At 45.5% G+C, this 18,326-nt stretch carries 12 protein-coding genes; 3 read left to right on the forward strand and 9 right to left on the reverse strand.

Going from position 1 to position 18,326, the window contains the following annotated elements; translation table 11 throughout:
• Window positions 1–38: 38 nt before the first annotated feature.
• Together B2089_RS07025 and B2089_RS07030 are read right to left on the reverse strand one after the other, a co-directional pair.
• Window positions 39–2,918, reverse strand: coding sequence for a leucine-rich repeat protein (locus B2089_RS07025; protein WP_296324772.1), 2,880 nt, complete (start codon window positions 2,916–2,918; stop codon window positions 39–41).
• Entirely contained in the window at window positions 2,918–3,775 is an 858-nt protein-coding gene (locus B2089_RS07030) for an InlB B-repeat-containing protein (protein WP_296324770.1), read from the reverse strand. The genes B2089_RS07025 and B2089_RS07030 overlap by 1 nt, the downstream gene beginning before the upstream one ends.
• Window positions 3,776–3,884: 109 nt before the next feature.
• On the opposite strand from B2089_RS07030, the gene B2089_RS07035 reads away from it, so the two are divergent.
• Window positions 3,885–4,193: a helix-turn-helix domain-containing protein gene (locus B2089_RS07035; protein ID WP_296324767.1), complete on the forward strand. Its 309-nt coding sequence runs from the start codon at window positions 3,885–3,887 to the stop codon at window positions 4,191–4,193.
• A 41-nt stretch (window positions 4,194–4,234) separates the two neighbouring features.
• Complete coding sequence (locus B2089_RS07040; protein ID WP_296324764.1) at window positions 4,235–5,383, forward strand: M24 family metallopeptidase; 1,149 nt, start codon at window positions 4,235–4,237, stop codon at window positions 5,381–5,383.
• A gap of 65 nt (window positions 5,384–5,448) precedes the next feature.
• Here B2089_RS07040 and B2089_RS07045 read toward each other — a convergent pair whose 3' ends face one another.
• Window positions 5,449–8,340 carry a tetratricopeptide repeat protein gene (locus tag B2089_RS07045; RefSeq protein WP_296324752.1) on the reverse strand — a complete coding sequence of 964 codons (2,892 nt, stop codon included), beginning with the start codon at window positions 8,338–8,340 and terminating at the stop codon, window positions 5,449–5,451.
• Window positions 8,341–8,358: 18 nt separating this feature from the next.
• Complete coding sequence (locus B2089_RS07050; RefSeq protein WP_296324750.1) at window positions 8,359–9,870, reverse strand: fibronectin type III domain-containing protein; 1,512 nt, start codon at window positions 9,868–9,870, stop codon at window positions 8,359–8,361.
• Between the two features lies 1 nt (window position 9,871).
• On the opposite strand from B2089_RS07050, the gene uvrC reads away from it, so the two are divergent.
• Window positions 9,872–11,902, forward strand: coding sequence for an excinuclease ABC subunit UvrC (gene uvrC / locus B2089_RS07055; protein WP_296324747.1), 2,031 nt, complete (start codon window positions 9,872–9,874; stop codon window positions 11,900–11,902).
• Window positions 11,903–11,920: 18 nt separating this feature from the next.
• On the opposite strand, the gene B2089_RS07060 is transcribed toward uvrC, so the two are convergent.
• The 5 genes from B2089_RS07060 to B2089_RS07080 form a co-directional block, all read right to left on the reverse strand.
• Window positions 11,921–12,205 (reverse strand): PG0541 family transporter-associated protein, encoded by a 285-nt coding sequence (locus B2089_RS07060; protein ID WP_296324744.1) that lies wholly within the window; start codon window positions 12,203–12,205, stop codon window positions 11,921–11,923.
• A 1-nt stretch (window position 12,206) separates the two neighbouring features.
• Window positions 12,207–15,305 carry an efflux RND transporter permease subunit gene (locus B2089_RS07065; RefSeq protein ID WP_296686495.1) on the reverse strand — a complete coding sequence of 1,033 codons (3,099 nt, stop codon included), beginning with the start codon at window positions 15,303–15,305 and terminating at the stop codon, window positions 12,207–12,209.
• Window positions 15,306–15,314: 9 nt separating this feature from the next.
• The gene (locus B2089_RS07070; protein ID WP_296324741.1) at window positions 15,315–16,235 is read right to left on the reverse strand and encodes an efflux RND transporter periplasmic adaptor subunit; all 921 of its coding nucleotides are present in this window, start codon (window positions 16,233–16,235) and stop codon (window positions 15,315–15,317) included.
• A 9-nt stretch (window positions 16,236–16,244) separates the two neighbouring features.
• A complete protein-coding gene (locus B2089_RS07075) occupies window positions 16,245–17,528 on the reverse strand; it encodes a TolC family protein (RefSeq protein ID WP_296320380.1) in 1,284 nt (427 codons plus the stop codon).
• 74 nt (window positions 17,529–17,602) lie between these two features.
• Window positions 17,603–18,326, reverse strand: a 724-nt coding sequence (locus B2089_RS07080) for a hypothetical protein (RefSeq protein WP_296686499.1), incomplete at its 5' end; no start/stop codon positions are given.

Below are 18,326 nucleotides of genomic sequence, written 5' to 3' on the forward strand. Positions count from 1 at the left end.
TGGGGGATTTACCAGTTTTTAGTGTGCGCGTGACACGGTTATTCTTTGTAGAATTTGAAGTTTTTGTGGGTATCTCTCAACAATGTAGCAGTTTTTGCTGTATCACTTTTATCTACAATGAAAGATGTTTGATTAATGGAATAGTACCAAGTTGAATCTGTGTCTTCAAAAGTGATTTGTGTAAGCCCTGAATCCGCAAATGCATACTTTTCGATTTGTGAAACATTTTTAGGAATAGTGACTTCTGACAACGAAGTACATTTATAGAAAGTATATTCATTGATGGCTGTCACCCCCTCCGGAATATTGACTTCTTTAAGCGAAGTACACTTATAAAAAGCACGCTTCCCGATGCTGGTCACACTGTCTGAGATTTTGATTTCCGACAGCAAACTACAATTATAGAAAGCGTCCTCACCGATGCTGGTCACGCCAGCTGGAATAGTGATTGCAGACAGCGAAGTGCAGTTGTAGAAAGCCCCGTCAGCGATGCTGGTCACACCCCCTGAAATTGTGATTTTTTCAAGCGAAGTACAGTTATAGAAAGCTTCCTCGCCGATGCTCGTCACGCCAGCTGGAATAGTGATCGCAGACAGTGAAGTGCAGTTATAGAAAGTATATTCATTGATGGCTGTCACCCCCTCCGGAATATTGACTTCTGAAAGCGAAGTGCAGTCAGAGAAAGCACAGTCACCGATGCTCGTCACGCTGTCTGGAATATGAATGGTTGTTACCGTTGAACACTTCCTGAATAAGCAGGAGCTAATAGCTGTTACCCCGTCTTGAAATGTTATATTTGTCAGAGAAGAACAGCCTGAAAAGACATTTTGGCCCGTGGCAGAGCTGTAGTTGTTCGTGGAAGTGTTGCCACAAATTGTTACATGCCTTAGAGAAGTACAGTTATAGAAAGCTTGATTACCGATGTCAGTCACGCTGGCTGGAATAGTGATTTCTGAAAGCGAAGTACAGCCATAGAAGGCATAGTTACCGATGTCCGTCACGCTGTCCGGGATTATAATTTCTGCGAGTGAAGTACAGCCATAGAAAACACCCCACTCGATGCTGGTCACGCTGTCTGGGATTGTGATTTCTGTAAGTGAAGTACAGCCCTTAAAAGCATAGTCACCGATGTCCGTCACGCTGTCTGGAATATAAATGGTTGTTACCGTTGAACACTCATTGAATAAGTAGGAGCTAATAGTTGTTACCCCGGCTTTAAACGTTATGTTTGTCAGAGAAGAACAGCCTGAAAAGACATGAGCATCATAGTCCGGGAAAATGTTGCCACAGATTGTTACATTCCTTAGAGAAGTACAGGCTGCGAAAGTTTGCTTACCGATGTCCGTCACGCTGGCTGGAATAGTGATTTCTGTCAGTTTGCTACAGCCAGAGAAAGCGTAATCACCGATGTCCGTCACGCTGTCCGGGATTATAATTTCTGCGAGCGAAGTGCATCCAGAGAAAGCGTGGGGCTCAATACGCCACACGCTGTCTGGGATAGTGATTTCTGACAGTTTGCTACAGCCAGAGAAAGCATAGTCACCGATGAACCCCACGCTGTCTGGAATTGTGATTGCAGTCAGCGAACTACAGCCAGAGAAAACGTAATCACCGATGTATGGCACGCCTTCTGGAATTGTGATTGCAGACAGCGAAGTACAGCCATGGAAAGCCCAGTCACCAATGCTTGTCACGCCGTCTGGAATGGTGATTTTTACGAGCGAAGTACAGTCTTTGAAAGCAGAGTTGCCGATAGTTGTTACGCCCGTAATCTTGGACATATCAAGGGTAAGGGAACGCTCAGATGAAATTCCTGCGTCTTTCAGTTTTGAGCAAAAGTCAGAAAACTCCTCATTTGTCCATTCGCCTAGCAATCGGATTGTATAGGCATCTCCATATTCGGAACTCGCAAAATTTGCATTCTTGTAGGTACTTGCACTTACGGCACAGCCTTCATACCACTTTGCGTACAGAACGACATTTTCTGCCTGACTTCCTGAAATCTCTGTTACGGGCTGGCCACTTCCGTCTGCGCTTGTGTACCAGCCTAAAAATGTGTAGCCGCTTTTTTTCATTTGGTCTGTGCTTGGAAGTTCGACTAGATTGTCATAGCGGGTGTAAAGTGTTTTTGGCGTGTAAGAGCTTTCGTATGTTCCTTCTTCATTTAAGGTGATTGTGTACACTTCGTTCACTCTTATGTCCCGCTCGGCTTCGCTTGTGGCGGAGTCTATAATTTTAACAAGTTCGCTGAATGTGCCTACAAGCAAAGTGCAGTTTTCGTCTGCGTAGAACCATGCCTTCAGGCGGTATGTACCTGAATCTGCCTCATAGTCATATACTGCTGTTGCTGTGTCTGATTCTTCTGAGGGGGTAATTGATAAGCTGCACCATGAGATTTCTTCATCAGTGTCCCTGGTGTACAAGCCGGCCTTTGCAGCTTTTACGGCGGTGGCGCTTGGAATCTTGAAAGTTACATTCACATATCCACTAGAACTAGATTTTTCTTCGAGAGAAAGCGTGAAGTGGAGCGTGTTTTTTCCCTGTACAATCTCTTTGTTTGAGATAGTGCCAACAAATTGAGTGTTTCCATTCGCCGCCGTAAGCTTAAACTCATACCATGTTCCTGTGGAAACAGCAAAATTTCCTTTTAGAAGGTCTTCGTATGTAGAAAAGGAGCCGCTACCGTCGCTGCTGCGAAACTCGGTTTCTTCATCGCTTTCTGTTTTCTTTCCGGAGAGTGCAAAATAAGTCATTTCTTCCAAAGTGAAGTTTGGCTGTATCGTTCTCTCGGCTCCTGCCTCAATGCAGATGTATGTGCCGGTATTTGTATTTTCGTCTTCGCTGGAATCAATGTTTTTGCAGCCGCTTATTGTGAGGAGTGAAAGGATTCCTGCAATAAATAAGACATGTCGTTTCATTAGTTACCCCCTGCTGTGATATAGACCCGTGCTGAATAAAAAGCTCCGTTTTTTTCGGCTTCCACGGTCACTTCGTAAAGTCCTTTAGCCCAAGTTGCGGTGTCGACTTCAAGACTGGCCTTTTCGGCATTTGTCTGAACTTCACCGTCAATTCGCCAGACATAGTTCGCAAAGCCTTCGTCTGCCGTGAGCGTCCAGAGACTGCCGTTTTTCTCTGCCGTGATGGAAATTTCTGTGTCGTCTTTAATAAGTTCAGCGGTAACTGAGGAAGTCTCTTTCCATTTTGCATAAAGCTGTATGTAGTTTGTCAGAGTGTAAGAACCCGCAAGAACTTTATGGTCATCATCGTACCAGCCGTCAAAAATGTAGCCGTCTTCTGTCGTGATTTCCGGCAAATGCACGCTTGTAAGGACTGTATTTTCTTTAAGCCAGATTTCATCGGGGGCGGTTCCGTGGGCTGTCTGATAGTTTACGCGATATGTTTTTGTCCACTTTGCCACAAGCTTCACATCTTTTGTCACTGTGTAGTTTCCAGCAATTGCCAGTGTGTCGCCGTCATACCAGCCGTCGAAAACATAACCTTCACCCAAAGAATCATATCTTACTTCGGAAAGCACGGGCATCTCTTTTTCCGTGAGAACTGTGTTTTCCGTGACGGTGATTTTTTCTACGCTCCTCCAATCGCTTTCATAGGTGACTGTGTATGTTTTGGAATTTTGGCTTGGCTGTTTGCTACCACCATTATTCTCTGTGTACTCCGTGTTTTCGCCGCCAGAAGTCGATGTGCTGCAGGCAATTAGCCCTGCGATGATAAAAATCCCGCAGAGAAAACGCGTCATTTTTTTTAAATGAATCATACTCTTTCACTCCTTTTTATGGATAATGTTTTATCCCTATATCATCTAATTATATAATGAATTATCCCATAAAACAACAGACGGATAATATTTTACTATTATATGGATAATGAAATTTCATGAAAACTTGCGTTTCCTCATGGATGCAAGAGGAATACAGATAAAAGAACTTGCCGCAAAAACAGGAATCAGCGAAAACACAATCAAAACCTATCTGCGTTCAGCATCAGCAGAACCAAAACTTAGTAAGGCAATTGCCCTTGCAAAGGCATTGGAAACGACGGTTGAAAATTTGTGCGATGAAAATTCAAAAAACTCTTATGAAAATATTTATTTTGACTCTTTTTTTTCCGGGCTTTCGGCGAATGACAAAAAATCGGTTCTGGCACTTATGAAAGAAATGTCCAAACACTATTAGTTGATTGCCGAAAAATATAACTATGTGCTAACATCTTACCTATGAAAACTTACACACAAGACGAACTGAAAAAAATCTATACGGCTCGGAAAGAGAAATTACTTGCTTACATGGCTGAGCATGGCATTACGGCGGCGGTCTTTGAGGACTGTGAGGAGCGGCGAAATCCGGCGGTGCGCTATTTTACAGGCCACCCTACGGACGCGCTTTTTATCATCGCTTCAAGCGGAAAGTGCGCCCTTGTTCCTTGGGATGAAAATCTTGCAAAGGAACGCTCGGTGGATGTTCAGATTCTTCCATACAATAAATATGAGCGGCGGAACACGAGGGCGGTCAAGGAAGTGCTCAAATCTTTTAAAATCAAGGGAAACCGTCTCAAGGTGGAGATTCCTCCCTGCACGCCTTACCCCCTTTTCCTTCAATATGTTGACGCCCTTGACGGCTGGGATGTCCTTTGTCGTGAGCACTCAACCCATGATTTTGTCGTGGACATGCGCTCAACAAAGGATGAATACGAAATCGAATGTACCCGCGAGGCTTGCCGTGTCGGTGACTGGATTATCTCTGAGATTGAGAGGGGAATCCGGGAAAACTGGCTCCAAAAAGAAAGTGATGTCGCTCTTTTAATCGAGTCAGAACTGCGGAAATGTGGCTGTGAGAGGACAGGCTTTGACACTCTGGCGGCAGGTCCTGGCCGAAGTTTTGCCATTCACGCTTTTCCCGGCTACACCAACGCCCCATGGCCGTCACAAGGTCTTTCAATCCTTGACTTCGGCGTGGTTTACGAAGGCTACACCAGCGACACCACACTCACTGTAGCAAAAGGGCCTCTCTCGCCCAAGCAGGAAGAGCTTCTGGCTCTGGTGGAAAAGGCGGCTGAACAGGCTTTGCCTCTCTACAAGGCTGGCTCACCGATAAAAAAAGCCGCCGAAGCCGCTGATTTGGTATTTTCTAAGGCCAAGAGAGTCATGCCCCACACGCTGGGCCACGGAATCGGGCTTGAAATCCACGAATTCCCGCGGGTGTCGCCCAAACAGGCCGATGATGTGCTTTTTAAGGCCGGCATGATTGTCACCCTGGAACCAGGTCTCTACGACCCGGAACTGGGCGGTGTACGGTTGGAAAATGATGTTCTTATTACAGAAGACGGAAACGAAGTCCTGACCCATTCAAAGATTATCAGGATATAAAAAAAACGCGGATTCACATTTTTGTAAATCCGCGCCCATCCGCGTTTATCTGCGTAAATCCGCGTCTAAATTATTTGCTCCAGACTGTCAGCTTCTTTGTTGAGCACTTCCCGCAAGGTATCGTCCTCAAGGCCTTCGCTCAATTTGCGCAAGTCTGCGAGGACTTCTTTGACAAGCTCAATGCCTTCTTTTTCGCTGGCCTTCTTTTCCGGGTTTTCGTGAATCAAGCCTGAGCGAATCAAAGCCTTTGTGGTGGCGTAAAGGCCAGGTTTTCCAGAAAGTTTTGAAATCACATAATCCAAAAGCAGGCGATTGCGGCTGGTCATAAACTCTCGGCGTTGTTCAGTCGGTAAGTATTCCAGCATTTCGCGCAAGGTCTTGAACATTGAGAGGAATGAGCGGAAGCGGTAGAGTAAGCTTCTGTCTTCGATTGCCGCAATGATTGAGGGAAGCATGTCGATGGCCCGGCGCAAAGTCAAATCATCAACCTGTGGTGTTTCAGTCTCTGTAGTTTCAACTTCTTCCATTGCGTCCTCCTCAGATTCAGTTTCCTGTAAATCTTCAACATTACTATTTTCCACTGTTTCTTCGGATTCCGCAAGGCTTTCTTCTTCAATTTCTGGCTCAGAAGCAACATCTTCTTCTTCAGCCAGATAATCAGGAATGTCCTCAAGGAAGTCATCATCTTCGCCTTCGGCCTCTGCAATATCGTCTTCGGTCAGAAGCTCTTCTGCGGCAAGCAAGTCTGAGTCAGCAAGTTCTTCTTCTGCGTTGAGCTCCTCTTCAGTCGGCACAGTTTCTTCGATTCTGTCATCCGTCTCTTCAGGAATTGATTCTTCTTCAATTTCTGGCTCTTCAACAATAATTTCTTTCTTTTGAACAGGCAGGATATCCGTAGCCTGAGCCGCATCTGCCACCTGAGCAGCCGCCTTCCATGCGCTTTCTGCGGCATAATTAGCTTTTTCTGCAAGTTCTGCGGCTCGTTTTATCTGTTCCTCAAGCAAATCAAGAGAATCATTTGAAATCTCCTTTTGTGCAGCCTGTTCCGTCTCCACTTCAGCATCAGAATTTTCAACTTCAATATAGTCGGAGCCATCAGGGATTTCCGTAAATGCAGGCTCTAACGCATCTTCTTCATCAAGCGGAGCGCCATCATCTATCAATTCGTCAAAGTCAAATTTGTCATCATTCCCAAGAGCATTTTCATTCGTTTCAAGCAAATTTGCGACAGAATCAACATCCTCGACTCCAGACGGAGTATCAGCGAGTTTCTCCATTCCGAACTGCTCAAAATTAAAATCCTCTTTTTCTTCGTTTTCAGCAGGCATTTCCTCAACAATTTCAACAGGATTTTCAAGTTCAGGATTCTCAATTTTTTCAGGGAAATCTGCGGAAAATTGAGAATCATCGTTGGCAAGGGAAATCTCACCAGAATCAGAAATGGCATCGAGTTTTGAATCAAGGCTTTCCTCAACGAAATCTGAAGAAATTTTCCCGCCTGAGAAGAGGGAGTCATAATCAACGCTATGACTTTCATTTTCTCCTGAAGAGAAATTTGCCAGACTTTCGTCATCTCCTAAAATTCGCGCTGTAGCATTTTTTGAGAGCTGATTAAACGAATCGGCACTACTAGCTTTTTTATAAAACTGCAATGCCTTTCCCATTTGATTCTGCTTTTCATACAATTCGCCCAAACGAAGCATGGCCTGCGCATCAGTCGGATTTTTTTGAATTGCAGCCTGCAAATAAGGCTCAGCTCTTTCTTCATCGCCTTTCTGAATAAATCGTTCCGCCCAATCCCTGTAAAGATCATTGTAATTCGGATCAATTTTCTTTATGTTTGCAAAACAATCTTCTGCTTTTTGAGCTTCATCAGAGACAATGTAATACTGGCCAAGCAAATTCATTGTCTGGACATCATTATCATCGATTTCCTGCAACTTTGAGATTTTATCATAGGCATAATCAAGTTGCTTTGCAGAAATATGGATGCGAGCAGACTGTTTCATGATTTCAGTATCATTCGGATTTAACTGCTCGGCTTTTACGATTGTATCGACAGCCTCATCAAATTTTCCCTGATTTTCAAGGGAGTTTGCAAGACCTGTAAGTGCATTTTTGTAAGAATCATCGCCAGTAAGGGCTTTTTTGTATTCAAGTTCCGCATTTTCGTAAATGCTTTGTCGCGTAAAGACATTTCCTTTCGCCGTATGAATTTTCACATCATCCGGGCTGAGTTTGAGAGCCTGACTGACAACTTCGTCTGCTTCATCGACTTTATTCTCACCGAGGAGCAAATCTGCATAAGCCTCTATGGCATCTGTCCAGCCCGGTTTTGCACGGAGAGCACCTTCATAAAAAGAGAGCGCTTTTTGGTTTTCGCCGATTTCCGCATAACTTTTTGCGATATTGAACTGTAAAATCGGGTGATTCGAATCGTATTTCAAACCACGCTGATAAGCCTCAATCGCCTTTGTATGATTTCCCTGAAGAGCGTAGATTGCACCCAAATGATTGTTTGCCAGGACATCTGACGGGTTTTCTTCAACAACTTCTTCAAAACAGTTGATTGCATCATCGTAGTTTCCCATCTGACGGTAAGTAAAGCCAAGATTATAAGAAATTTTAGCACGACTTTTTGGATTTGACTCACATACAACAAGTGCCTGTTCCAAAACGGCAACCGATTCATCATATTTTTTTTGGCGACGATAAATTCCAGAAATTGCGATAAGAGCATCGAGATTTTCGGAATCGGCTTTTGCAATCTGATTGAAAATAGTTAAAGCCTGATCATCTTTACCAGCCTTAACATAAAGATTGCCAAGCTCCATCTTATAGGAAATGTTGTCAGGTTCTTCAAGAATCAAATTCTTATAAATCTTTGACGCAAGGGTGTAGTCTCGCGCAAGCAATGCCGATTTTGCACGGCTCAACATTGTATTTACATCAGACATAATCTATTTTCTCCATGTCTATTTTTTTGATAATCTAGAACTTGGTCGTGCGAACACTTCTTTTGAAAGCGAACCATTAATTCTGCCGTCAACTTTTGAATAAGCGCTTACCGCAAAATAATAAATTCTTCCGTTTTCAAGACCAGTAAGAGTTACCGAAGTAGTGTTACCGACCCGAACAGGTGAAGCCCCTTCTATTGCAGTGCGTCCCAGGTATTCTCCAGATCGGTTTCCGTAGTAGACATAGTATCCGCCTGCGTTGTCATCGACAGAATAGCTCCATGTGAGAGTAACTGTTCCATCTCCGGCCTGAGCCTCAATCGCAAAAGGTGGCAAAGGCTCATTTTGCTCATCATATTTGACGGCAATTTCTGAAAGTCTGGGGCTTCTTCGTCCTGCACCGTCAGGCAAAAATTCTGCTGAAAGCTGGAAGTACAAGCCTTTTACTCCAGAAGTCTGCTCGCCAGGCACAATTTCCTTCCATTCTGGGTAAGAATCGTTCCAGCCATAACAGTTGTCTCCGCTCCGAATATAAAAACGAATGTCTGTCTGGGCAGGAACATTCATAAGAGTGTCGATTTGCTCGATGACTGCCGCCTGTGAGACTAATATCGGCTTCGTCATGAATTTTCCGCCATTGATTTTGTATTTTTCGTTTCCAGAGAGGAAAATATTTGACCTTTCCGCGCTTGCAGGGAGATGAGAAATCCGCATATTGTCGATTTTGCCCACATAATCCGGGCACAGTTCAATTCCTGCCTTTACACCGAGAACAGGGTAGCAGACGGTTCCATTTTCGTGACCATTTTTTGTAACAAATACGAGAGATTCAGTGCGTCCATCCACAAGATACTCTAAAAGTCCCGACTCTTCATCAAAAGTGACTGTGTGCCTTGCCCATTTTTTCGGAACGACCGTGTTAAAACCAGAAAGATGAATTTCTTTCGCACGATAGCCTACGAAAATGTTGTTAAAAGTCCACTCTAAATGATTTTTGTAGAAAGATGCCGAAATCATCTGATATTCCGAACGGACATCATCGTTAAGGGAAGAGCGCCAAGAAAGAACCATCTCACCATTTTCGGCAAGGGATGGACAAAGCCAAAATTCAATCGTAAATGAGCCGACAAATCCCGATTTTCCGAAAAGAGCATTCTGATTTCCGCTCAGGAAAATGCCCTTTTTGTTTCCACGGCTCATAGCCGCGCCCTCGCCTTTTACGGAATCAGCGGAAAAAATCATGTTGTTGGCGGTGACAGAGTAATGCCCTGTCTCATCACGGAAATTTTCGTCATCAAAGGTAAGAAGCAAATCTGTTGCAGAATCAGAATTTGTCGTTTTTGTAGAAAGCTCAATGGCATCATAGCCAAACTGACCGTTTTTTTGCCCCACGACAACGCCCTTCAGCTCAGAAATCTCACTCCAGCCATTTTCTCCTCCGAGAATCAGTGTCTTCGGTGTAGCAAAAAGCGGTGCCGACAATAGCAGAAAAGCGACTTTTTGTGATAAAATACCTTTTAGAAATCCCATTATGCTTACGACCAATAACCCAAATTACGAGAAACTTCACGAAACTGCGTTAAAGGCGCCCTCCTCAAGCGGTGTATATTTGTGGCGGAATCACGAGGAAACCGTCATCTATGTTGGCAAAGCAAAGAACCTGAAAAACAGGCTCTCTTCTTATTTTTCGGGCAACCGCGCCATCAAGACGGAATTGCTCGTTTCAAATGCGGCCTCAATCGAATACATCACGACTTCCAATGAGTACGAAGCCTTTCTTCTTGAAAACAACCTGATTAAGAAATACACGCCCCGCTACAACATTCAGCTCAAGGACGGAAAATCTTATCCTGTTCTCAAAATCACCAGCGAGGAATTTCCCCGCTTTTACAAGACCCGTCAGGTTCATCGCAATGACGGCGCCGCATATTTCGGTCCATTTCCTGATGCATCTGCTCTCGACACTTTTATCGACACGCTCTACAAGGTTTACCCTGTGCGCCACTGTCGGACATTCAAAAAGCGCGAAGCTCCCTGCATGTATTATCACATCGGGCAATGTAAAGCCCCTTGCTGCAATAAAATCGACAAACAGACCTATACTGAATTTATCGAAGAAATAAAGTCTCTACTTGAGGGAAAAGGGGACGAAACGGTCACAAAAATCACCGCCAAAATGAAGGAAGCCGCCGCCGCCCTGAACTTTGAGAAGGCAGCCCGCCTCAGGGATGGACTCCGCGCCCTCACCATCATGCAAAACCAGAACATCGTGGAAGACTTTGCCAGCGAGGACAGGGATTACATAGCCCACTGGCGGGAAGGCGAGCTGGTCAGCTTTACCGTGCTTAAAATCCGGGACGGAAAGCTTTTAGGCCGTGACAATTACCGGGTGGAAAGCATGAACGAGGACAACGAGCTGCTGGAAGAGTTCGCCCGCGCCTACTACGAGAACGAAAATTCCCTGCCGCCAAAGATTTTCATCGACGAAAACGACGACACGGAATTTTTGGAGCGTTTTTTATCCACAGATTTGCACAGATTTTCACAGATTAAAGATTCAGAGGGCGTTACGGGGGGCTCCCCCGTAGAGAGGGTAGCGGCCAACGAAGTGGACGCGAAGGGGGAGACTTTCCCCTCCAAATTTTCAATTTTGGAACGTGTGACAGAAAATTCTGCCCGCCGCGACATCGCGGCTTTGAACATGGCTCGTGAAAACGCAAAGGAAGACATTATCCGGCGGATTCGGGAGCGTGGAGACATGCCTGCCCTCAACGAGCTTAAAGATTTGCTTGGCTTGCCGCGCCTGCCAGAGCGAATCGAAGGCTTTGATATTGCCCATATCGGCGGAAAATTCCCCGTGGCTTCTCTCATTTCCTTCTGGAAGGGAAACCCCGACAAGAAAAATTACCGCTACTTCCGCCTCAAAACCACAAACGGTGTAATCGACGATTTTGCATCCATGAGGGAAGCCGCCACCCGCCGCTATTCCAGGCTTTCCAACGAAAAGGCCGAACTGCCTGATTTGATTTTAATCGACGGCGGCATAGGTCAGGTAAACGCCGTTGACGGAATATTAAAAATGCTGGGATTAGACATCCCGATTGCGGGACTTGCCAAGCGGGACGAGGAAATCTGGCGGCCCCATGCCTCAAAGCCAATCTGCCTGCCCCGCCGAAGCGATGCCCTCCGCCTTTTGCAGCGAGTACGAGACGAAACCCACCGCTTTGCCACCAGCCGAAACCAGAACCTCCGCACAAAAGAAAACACGGTCTCTGTTTTCGCTTCCCTTCCCCATGTGGGCGAAAAGCGGGAGAAAATCCTCATAAAAACATTCGTGACTCTGGAAGATTTGGCCGCCGCCCAGGAAGCCCAAATCGCCCAGGCGCTGAATGTGCGTTCTGACATCGCCACGGAAATCTTACTGGCTGCCAGAGCCGCCCTTGAAAAACGCAATGAAACGAAAAATGCAAAAAAAGCCATGTTTGCCGCCCAGGTTGGAAGCCCTTCCGGTAATGAAGAGTCCAGCTATGCCTCGGACTTGGCCGCCGCTGCCCTGGAGTGAGGGCAATTTTCACAGTTTTTAGTCTTCGGCCTTAACAAGAAAGAGCTTTATTCCCTCGCCTGCGAATTTTTCCTTGACGGCGGCGATAATCGCTTTCATCACGGGTACTTCTTTATCCTCAACATAGCTTATAAGGATAAAATTCGTTTCAGGCCAGGTAGCACTTCCCATTTTGTAGGAATTTTTGCCACGACCGACGACGGTGGGAATAATCGTATAAAGCACGCCTGGAATATGCTCTTCCATGAGAGAAATGATTTCATCCTGCACGGACTGATTAGCGATAATTTCACATCTTGTCATATTAATCCTCGGTCAATAGAATTTGAATCTTGCTCTTATCGACTTTCTTTTCTTTCATAACCAGGGAATAGAGGACTGGAATGAAGAAGAGAGTTACGAAGGTTGAGGAAAGCAGGCCGCCTACTACGGCGACTCCAATAGGCTGAACCATGGCGGCACTTCCGCTGGTGGCAAAACACATTGGCAGCATACCCAAAACCGTGGTCAAAGTCGTCATCAAAACAGGACGCAGACGGCTGGCTCCGGCTTCAAGGCAGGCTTCTTTCATTTTGTAGCCCCGGTCAATCAGAAGATTTGTGTAGTCAACCAAAATAATTCCGTTGTTGACGACGATTCCGACCAGCATAATCAATCCCACCGCACTGACCATTGAAATTGCCTGCCCCATAATCTTATAGATGGCCACAACGCCGATAATCAGGAATGGAATAGTCATCAGGTTGATAAATGGTGCCTTAAAGCTCTCGTAAGTTCCCGCCATTACTCCAAAGACCAGCAGAATCGCCATCAAGATGATTAAGCCGTAAGTCTTTCCCTGATCCTGCATGTTCTGCCATGCGCCGTCATACACGAGGGTCACATCATCAGGAACGATGAAAGTCTCGGCGATTCCCTCTTTGATTGCCTCTTCAACTTCGTAGGCATTCCTGTCTGTGAGGATATCGCAGGTAATTGTGACGATTCGCGATTGATTTTCCCGCTTAATGCTTACCGGCCCCAGGCCTTTTTTGACTTGAGCGAAATTTGCCACGCTGACTTTTCCGCCCGTACCGTTTACGAAAATCTGCTCCAAGTCTATGACCTGCTTGCGGTCTTCTTTCTGGTACATGAGGACAGTTGAATAATCTTTTCCGCCCTCTCGGTAAGTCGTTGAGGTCACGCCGTTCATGGCGTAATTGATTTCTTTTGCCACGGTGGTCACATCAACTCCGAATGCATAGGCTCGCTGGCGGTCGATTTCGATTTCAACCTCAGGAACGCCTTTTTCAATATCCACCGAAGACTCTCCCAAATCAGGAATCGTCTTCATCACTGCGGAAATCTGGTCTGCAACATTCAGGGCTTTTTCCAAATCATCGCAACGAATCTTAATCTTAATGTCGCTTCCCGTCATCTGGCCGCGCATTCCCGCACGGAAACCGAATTTCGCTCCCGCAAAATCGTTGAAATGAGCGCGGAGCTTGTTCTGAATCGTGCTTGCATTGTCAATCTGCTGGTCTGAATCCGGGAGTTTGATTTCAAGGGTTCCCCGATACGAAGAACTTGAGGCGCCGCTGGTTGAAATCAAGGTTTTGTAGCCCTTCACTTCTTCCCGGACAATCTGCTCAAACTGATTCATTACAGTCATGGTCTCTTCAAGATTTGTTCCGATTGGCAATGTCACATTGAGAGTTACGCTGTCATCGTTTCCGTTAGGCATCATGTTCACATTGAGGGTAGTGGCCATAGCAAGGGCGATAATGAGGGCAGAAAAACAAATCACCACCGTTGCTTTTCTGTGACCCAAAGCAGATTTCAAAGCCCGCCTGTAAAGAGCCGTCAGTTTTTCCAAAGGAATGTCCAGCAGTTCATAGAATTTTTTGAGGGGCTTAAAAGTAACAGGCTTTTCATTTCTGTTGGTAAGGGGCAGGAATTTTCCCGCGAGAACAGGAACAAGGAAAATCGCCACGAAAAGGGAAGAGACGAGGGCGATAACCACCGTAAAGATGATTCCCTTGAACATCTGTCCCATCATGCCCAAATCCGACATAAAGAAGAGGAATGGAATGAAAACGCAGATTGTAGTCAGGTTTCCCGAAAGAACCGACATGACCATTTCGCTGGATCCAAGGACTGCCGCCACTTTGGGCTTTGCGCCGCGGCTTCTGTAGACATAAATATTCTCAATCATAACGATGGAAGCGTCTACAATCATACCCACGCCAAGGATAAGCCCCGTCAAAGTCATCATGTTGAGGGTGATTCCCGCAAAATTCATACAGAGCATGGTGATGATAATCGAAAGGGGAATCGAAATGGCAATGATAATCGTTGACTTGAAATTCTTCAAAAAGAGGAAAAGCACCAGAACCGCAAGGAGCAAGCCCTGATAGCAGCTTTCCAAAAGAGTGTTGATTGTGTCACGGATTGAATCAGTGGTGTCAGAGATGATTTCCATTGAAACATCCGTAGGCAAAAGTTCCTGAATCTCTTCGATTTTTTCGTAGACACGGTTTGCCACGGTGACTGAGTTTTTGCCCGACTGCTTGGTGACACTCACATAAATGCCCGGCTCTCCGTTGATGTAAACATCGTTGGTCTTGTCCTTGTAGCCCATGTAAGCCCTGCCGATGTCAGAAAGTCGGACAACATAATCGCCTTTTGTCGCGATAATAGCGTCATTGATTTCGTCAATACTGGCAAATTCACCGATAGTTCGGATTGAGTAATCGGTCTTGCCCTCGGTGATTTTTCCGCCGCCCAATTCAAGGTTCTGCTTTGAGAGGGCAGAATTTACCGTTGAGAGGGTAAGTCCGTAGGCCGCAAGTCTGTTCTGGGAAATGTCAACCCGCACGATTTTTGTTCGTCCGCCAGAGACAGTGGCTTCCGCAACGCCGTCAGTCTGCTCCAGAAGGCTTACAATTGTGTCCTCGGCGAGAACTTTGAGCTCGTCACGGCTTCGGTTTCCCCGCACGGCAATCCGCATAATCGGCATGGAATCCGAGTCCATTTTCATAATCGTCGGGCTGTCCGCATCATCCGGGAGCCTTTTTAACACGCGGTCGATTTTGTCACGCACATTATTGGTGGCGATGTCCAAATCAGTTCCGTAGTTGAATTCAAGGGAAATGCGGGAAGAGCCTTCAGATGAAGTAGATGTAAGATTTTTAAGCCCCGAAACCGAAATCAGCTGGGCTTCAAGCACTTTCGTGACAGTTTTTTCAACAGATTCAGGCCCCGCATTGGTGTAGGTCGTCCGCACCGTAAGATAGGGATTGTCAATGTCCGGCATAAGGCTGATTGCCACATCTCTCATGGTAAAAAGGCCCATGATTCCAAGCAGAACAAAGACAATCAGGGTGAGCACCGGATGTTCAAGTGTATTTTTTGAAATATTCATAAGTAAATCCTATTTCGTGATGTCGCGGATTTTTGAGCCGTCGTTCAGGGAAGTCTGGCCTTGGATTACGACTTTTTCGCCTTCTTTTACGCCTTCAAGAATCTGGATTCTGCCGTCTACCGTTTCGCCGGTCTTTACCTTGCGCCGCTCAACACTGTCCCCTCCCTCTTTTACCACATAGGCATAATATTCGTCGTTGAGGGAAACCAAAGCGTCCGCAGGCATGGTGACATAGCCCGCATAATCCACCGTGTACAATTTGATTTTCCCGAACATACCCGCATTAACCCGCTCGTCTCTCTGGTCAAAATGAAGAATCACCTCTTTTGTACGGCTGGTCGTATCTACAACAGGGCTTACCCTCGTAACCGTGGCGTTAAAAACTACTCCGGGATATGCCTCAACAGAAACCTCTGCCTTTAATCCGTTCTTCAAGACTGCAACATATCGCTCAGGAATGTCCGCACTCACCTGCAAGTTTGAGATGTCGCCCACAATGGCAATTACCGTGCTGGTTGAAACCGTCGTTCCGTTTTTGAGGGGAGTTGAGATAATGCTTCCGTTAATTGGCGCATAGACCGGACTTTTTTTGTAATACTGGCCGGGAGAATTGGGGTCAACATAAGCGATTACATCTCCGCGACGCACGGAAGAGCCCAGCATTACATTTGTTTCCATGATTTTACCGCCCACATCAGGGAAAACATTCACCGAGTTCTGGCTTTCAATCTCGCCGTTGGCAATCACATAACCGTGAAGAGTTTCTTTTTTGACAGTCTCCGTTTTGACGGAAAAGACCGTGCTTCCGCCCCGCCCCCTGCCTTTTCCAGCAGAAGTCTTTCCACTCATCTTTTTTGAAATAGCAACGCCTGCAACTACAGCTACCATAAGGGCAGCCGCACCAATCATCACAATATGTGACCGTCTCATATTCATCTCCTATTTTCCAAGCGTGCCGAAGGGAACGCCGATTGTATTTTCAAGATTCAAAATCGCCTTAATAAGCGTTAAGGTCTCGTTTTTAAGGGAAACCTGTGCGTTCAAGAGCGAAGTGTTTGCATTCTGCAAAGTGAGCAAATCCTTTGCGCCGCGATTGTAGGCTTCCTGCGTCATGTCGTAGGTTTTCTGCGCCAAAGTGACATTTGCCTGCTTGTATTTGATTGATTCCTGACTCTGCTTTATTGAACGGAGGCTTGAATCAATAGTCCGTTTTAGATTTTTCTTTTCGTTTTCAAGCTGAAGCTCCAAATCCGCCGCCGAGTCCTTTGCACTGTCGATTGCGTCATTTCTGACCGACCATGGAAGGAGGCCGTCAAGGGGAATGGTCGCCGAGAGAGTAAGGCTTGTCGTTTTTGTAGGGTCAGGAGCCGTGCCCTCGTAGCCCATGTACCAGTATTGGTCGCGCCAGTTGAGGGAAGCGTTCAAACTGGGAGCAAAGGCCGAAAATCTTTTTTCGAGGACAGTATTTTTTGCCGCCGCAAGTTTGTATTCGAGCAATTTAATAGAAGAAGACTGCACATTTTGTGAATCAAGGGAAATTTCGTTCAGGTTGATTAAATCATCAAGGGAACCTTCAAGCTCAATTTTTTCGTCTGTCGGTAAGCCCACTGCCTGCTTAAAAGAATCCAAATCGTTCAGATAAGTCGTGCGGGCGCTTTCTACCGTTGGAATCTTGCTCTTGTAGTTGACTTCCGCCGAAAGAACATCGATTTCGCTCAGCCGCCCCTGATTGTAGCGGGCCAAATTGCTCGTGTACTGGTTTTTGGCAATCTCAAGATTTTTTTCCTGCAAAACGATGTTTTCTTTTTCGTAAAGAAGACCGTAAAAAGCCTCCCTCACGCTCAACTCCACGGATTTCACCGCATCATCAAAAGTAAGTTTTCCTGATTCATAGTTGATTTTCGCGCTTTGCATTGAAGTGTAAAGATTTGTCGACAGAGAGAGTGAAAGGGTCGCTGAAAGAGCCATGTTCGCCGTATAATTTGACTCAGAATCGCTCAAAGCATCGATAGGAATCGAAGAAGTCGCCCCCACGCTGGCAGTCGGGCTTATGCTGTTCCAGGAATGATTTTTTGTTCTTTTTGCCGCATCAAGGGTAATCTGGGCGCGGGTCACAGAAACATTATTCTTTTTTGCAAGCTCCACCGCCTCGTCAACCGAAAGCGCGCCAGCTCCAAACAAAGCCGTCATAAAAATCGCCGATAAAATCACCGTTCGTTTCATACTATTATAATATCGGTGATTTACCATAGTTTCAAAAACAAAGTGTTATAAGGGAAGAAAAAACAAAATTTTATTTACCATACATAGAGCATCATGTTCTCAAAGTCAAACTGCACGCACTTGTCCTTGAAAAAGGGATAACCCAAACTATTATAGACAGAGAAGAACGCATAGTTTTGTGGTGCGGCATTCTCAAACAACCATTTTGTATACGGATAGAAGATTAGTTTTGCATTCAAATCTCCAATTTTCAAGTTTGCTGTTCGGCTTATTCCTGTAGATACAGCATCGTTTGAATTTGCAAAGGCTATTATTTTGTCCAATTCTTTTCCTTCATAAATTTTGCTTTCTTTCATGTTTTTCCGCACGATGTTGAACATGCCCAACACATTGATTGTAAAAGGCTGTACAACGCCGTCTAGTTCTGCCTTTATATAGTAACAGTACACTCTTTCCGTACTGAGTTTGTACATTGGAATACCCTTTCCCTGATGAAACGGAGAATTCACCTCAAAGAATTTATTCTTATAGTCAATGGTGATACTTTTTGCCTCTTTAAATGCACCTATGGGAATTATTCCGTCCACATCGTCGCCCTTTGCCTGAGTGACAAAAAAGCTTGGTTTACCCACTTTTTGATCACCGACTGCTATTCCGCCTTCAAAAAGACTAAAACTGCCATCTTTTGTTTTCTGTAACTCTTCCTCAATCTCTTGTGTGGTCTTTTCGGGGTTGTTTTTAATCTGCTCCTGCATTTTCCAGTCATATATGTCTTTTCCCATGTATTCGGATACTTTG

The organism is Treponema sp. UBA3813 (assembly GCA_002368605.1).
Lineage (GTDB): Bacteria > Spirochaetota > Spirochaetia > Treponematales > Treponemataceae > Treponema_D.